This is a genomic window from Streptomyces sp. NPDC005004 (assembly GCF_053600675.1).
The window spans coordinates 1-4071 of the sequence record NZ_JBSGAH010000045.1 but is presented as its reverse complement, the minus strand read 5'-3'; the positions used below and the strand labels follow the sequence as shown (position 1 = coordinate 4071).

4 protein-coding genes are annotated in these 4071 nt (G+C 71.3%); 2 read left to right on the top strand and 2 right to left on the bottom strand.

Features of this window, described 5'->3' with window-relative positions:
• Positions 1–593 (bottom strand): maltotransferase domain-containing protein (locus ACWEEU_RS30535; protein ID WP_451736911.1); only part of this gene is annotated, 593 nt, incomplete at its 3' end.
• A gap of 107 nt (positions 594–700) precedes the next feature.
• Positions 701–1000 carry a DUF5133 domain-containing protein gene (locus tag ACWEEU_RS30530; protein WP_018546029.1) on the bottom strand — a complete coding sequence of 100 codons (300 nt, stop codon included), beginning with the start codon at positions 998–1000 and terminating at the stop codon, positions 701–703.
• Between the two features lie 302 nt (positions 1001–1302).
• Here ACWEEU_RS30530 and ACWEEU_RS30525 point away from each other — a divergent pair, with 302 nt between their 5' ends.
• A complete protein-coding gene (locus ACWEEU_RS30525) occupies positions 1303–1800 on the top strand; it encodes a pep a2 (protein WP_385749382.1) in 498 nt (165 codons plus the stop codon).
• Positions 1797–3938, top strand: coding sequence for a glycogen debranching protein GlgX (glgX, locus tag ACWEEU_RS30520; protein WP_451736907.1), 2142 nt, complete (start codon positions 1797–1799; stop codon positions 3936–3938). The genes ACWEEU_RS30525 and glgX overlap by 4 nt, the downstream gene beginning before the upstream one ends.
• Positions 3939–4071 lie beyond the last annotated feature (133 nt).

Sequence of the window (4071 nt, the reverse complement as noted above, 5' to 3'; positions counted from 1 at the left end):
GCGCGCTCGCGTTCCACCAGCAGCGGCATCGGGTCGGACGCGGTCACCAACTCCCGCAGCGGGTAACGCTCCAGCACCTCCAGCACCTCGGGAGCAAGGGCGCCCCTGAGCCGGTCGTCCACCGCGAGGGTGTCGTCGCCGAGGTGGCGGGCGGCCGCGAGGACCACGTCGCGCTCGGGCCCCTTGGGCACCCCGGCGGCCGCCCGCTCGTACAGCTCGGCGCCCTCCTCCAGGACCAGGCCGGTGTCGATGCCCGCCGGGATCTTGATGCCGGCCGCGTGCCGCCAGGTCGCCAGCGGATGACTCCACGCCTCGACCCGGAACGTCCAGCGGCCCGTCATGTCCGGCGTGACCTCGGCACCCCACACGTCACTGCCGGGGGACAGTTCCCGCATCGGCAGCCAAGGACCCCGCCGGCCCTTGGGATTGCGCAGGACCACGTCGGCGCCCACCACGTCGTGCCCCTCGCGGAACACGGTGGCGGTCACCAGGAACGTCTCCCCGGTCACCGCCTTCGCCGGGCGCCTTCCGCATTCCACGGACGGCCGGACATCACGTACCGGTACGCGGCCGATGGCCGGAGTCCTGCGCATGGATCTCACCTCCGCCGTGCGCGAAGCCGGGCACACGGGCCCGGCTTCGCGATCCGATACAGGCCGGCTGCTGCCGCCCCGTGGGGAACGCCATGTACGGTGCCAGCTCAGGGCCGTGGCGCCGTGGAACGCCGCTCCGGGGACTGCGCGCGTCGCGCCGCCCTGTCCCCTCGCGGCCGGCCGTCCTGCTCGCGCAGATAGCCGGTCAGGGTGGAGCGCAGATACCGCTCGGCCGCGTCGGCGGCCTCCCGCGCGCACCGCTTTCCCATCAGCACGCACAGGGTGTAGCCCGAATCCTCGAAGGTGCCCCGGACCGTGCGGTCGTGGGGCGAGGCGAGCATCACGCGCTCCCACGCCCGGTAACGCCGCAACTGCCGGGCCACTTCGGCCTTGGCCGGTAGCAGCATGGCCCTTTTCACCTTTCCCGCTCTCGACCGGGCGCGTTCCCGAGGCTCGGGTGGCACCGCGCACGCAAGCGCACGGCGCCGTGACGTCGATCGAGGTTTTCACTCATGGTGCACGCGTACACACGCATCGTCCTGTTGGAGCTTCAACGACCCGGCCGTTCGTGATGCTCGTGTTGCACGAATGGCGTAGCCCCCGCACTGTGGGAGTGACTCAGAAGCGATCGAAGCTCACGCCACGTGATCGGGAATCCTCCCGAGCGGGGCGACGGGGCGGGAGCTTCGCCGGTGAGGAGCAAGCGACGATGAAGACCGCAGTGCCCTGCTACTACCACCTCGACGTGGAAGTCGGCCCGGAACGGGTGGGACAGGTCAGCCGCATCATGGCCGCCCATCTGCGCTACTGGGACCTCGAGAACCTCGTCGGTCCCGTCCGCCACGGCACCGAGCTGCTGCTGCGGGCCATCGACCGGCACGCCACGGACAAGGCCACCTCCATCGAGATGTGGTGGACCGGCCAGCATCTGATCACCGCCGTCGGCGGCGACGACCGGGAACTGCGCCCCGACCAGGACCTGCGGGCCTGCCTCGCGGACCTCGCGGCCATGAGCGACGGCTGGGGATGCTGCGCCACCGCGGGCGGCGGCAAGGTGATCTGGTTCTCCCAGCGCGCCCGCTCCGACCAGCGCGTCCCGCTGGTCGCCACCGTCCCCGTGCCCAGCCTGCGCCGGGTGCTCGACCTGCCGCGGGCGCTGCCCGTGGCCGCGCTGGCCGCCCCCGACGTGCTGGCGGGCGCCCGGTGACGGCGCGCAAGTCCCGGAAAGGGGTGCCCGTGTGGAGCGGGCACCCCTACCCGTTGGGCGCCTCCTACGACGGACAGGGCACCAACTTCGCCCTCTTCAGCGAGGTCGCCGAGCGCGTCGACCTCAGCCTCGTGGACGACAAGGGGCGCGAGACGCGGGTGCCGCTGCACGAGGTCGACGGCTTCGTCTGGCACGCCTACCTGCCCGGCGTCGGCCCCGGGCAGCGCTACGGCTACCGGGTGCACGGCCCCTGGCAGCCCTCCCTCGGCAACCGCTGCAACCCGGCGAAGCTGCTGCTCGACCCCTACGCCCGCGCCGTCGACGGCCAGATCGACAACGACCCCTCCCTCTACGAACGCGCACCCCAGGGACCGGACCCGGCCGACAGCGCCGGGCACTCCATGCTCGGCGTGGTCACCGACCCCTACTTCGACTGGGGCGACGACCGGCCGCCGGACATCCCGTACTCCGAGTCCGTCATCTACGAGGCCCACGTGCGCGGACTGACCCGGACCCACCCCGAGGTCCCCGAGCGGCTGCGCGGTACCTACGCGGGCCTCGCCCACCCCGCCGTCACCGAGCACCTCACCTCGCTCGGCGTCACAGCGGTCGAGCTGATGCCGGTCCACCAGTTCGCCCAGGACGGCGTACTGCGCGACCGGGGCCTGTCCAACTACTGGGGCTACAACACCATCGGCTTCTTCGCCCCGCACAACGCCTACGCCGCCCTCGGCTCACGCGGCCGGCAGGTCAACGAGTTCAAGGCCATGGTGAAGGCGCTGCACGCGGCCGGCCTCGAAGTCATCCTCGACGTGGTCTACAACCACACCGCCGAGGGCAACGAGCAGGGGCCCACCCTCTCTTTCCGGGGCATCGACAACGCGTCGTACTACCGCCTGGTCGACGGCGACTGGGGGCATTACTACGACACCACGGGCACCGGCAACAGCCTGCTGATGCGGCACCCCTACGTGCTCCAGCTCATCATGGACTCGCTGCGCTACTGGGTGACCGAGATGCACGTCGACGGCTTCCGCTTCGACCTCGCGGCAACCCTGGCCCGGCAGTTCCACGAGGTGGACCGGCTCTCGGCGTTCTTCGACCTGATCCAGCAGGACCCGGTGATCAGCCGCGTCAAGCTGATCGCGGAACCGTGGGACGTGGGCGAAGGCGGCTACCAGGTCGGCAACTTCCCGCCGCTGTGGTCGGAGTGGAATGGCAAGTACCGTGACGCCGTACGGGACTTCTGGCGGGCCGAGCCCGGCTCGCTCGGGGAGTTCGCCTCCCGGCTCACCGGCTCCTCCGACCTCTACCAGGCCAGCAGGCGAAGACCGCGCGCCAGTGTCAACTTCGTCACCGCGCACGACGGTTTCACCCTGCGGGACCTCGTGTCGTACAACGACAAGCACAACGAGGCCAACGGCGAGGACAACCAGGACGGCGAGAGCGTCAACCGGTCCTGGAACTGCGGGGTCGAGGGCGAGAGCGACGACGCCGCCGTGCTCGAACTGCGCGCCCGCCAGCAGCGCAACCTGCTGGCCACGCTGCTGCTGAGCCAGGGCATCCCGATGCTCGCCCACGGCGACGAACTCGGCCGCACCCAGGGCGGCAACAACAACGCCTACTGCCAGGACAACGAGGTCTCCTGGGTGGACTGGGACCTCGACGACGAACAGCGGTCCCTGACCGAGTTCACCCGCCGGATCATCGCCCTGCGCGCCGGGCACCCGGTGCTGCGCAGACGCAGGTTCTTCCACGGCGAGCCCGCGGCCAAGGCCGACCGGCGGCTGCCCGACCTGGTGTGGCTGCGGCCCGACGCGCGCGAGATGTCCGACCAGGACTGGCAGCGCGACGACGCGTACTCGGTGGGCGTGTTCCTCAACGGCGACGCCATCGCCGAACGCGACGCCTACGGACGGCGTGTGGTGGACGACTCCTTCCTGCTCCTGCTCAACGGCTACTGGGAACCGGTCGACTTCCGGCTGCCCGGCGAGTCCTACGGCGAGCGCTGGACCACCCTGATCGACACCGCCGATCCCGACGGTATGCCCGACGAACGCGAGCGCAAGGCCGGCAGCAGGCTTCGGGTCGAGTCCCGCAGCCTGATCCTGCTCTCCCGGCCCTCGCAGGGCGGCTGAGCCCTCCCGCACGGCGGAAGGGGCGCCCACCGGTCGTACGGGTCCGATGTCGTCCCCGCCACCGGTGCCGGTGTCGCCCGCGGCGGTCTCGTCCGCCTGCTGCCGTGCCACGGCGAAGCCGCCGGCGGCCTGG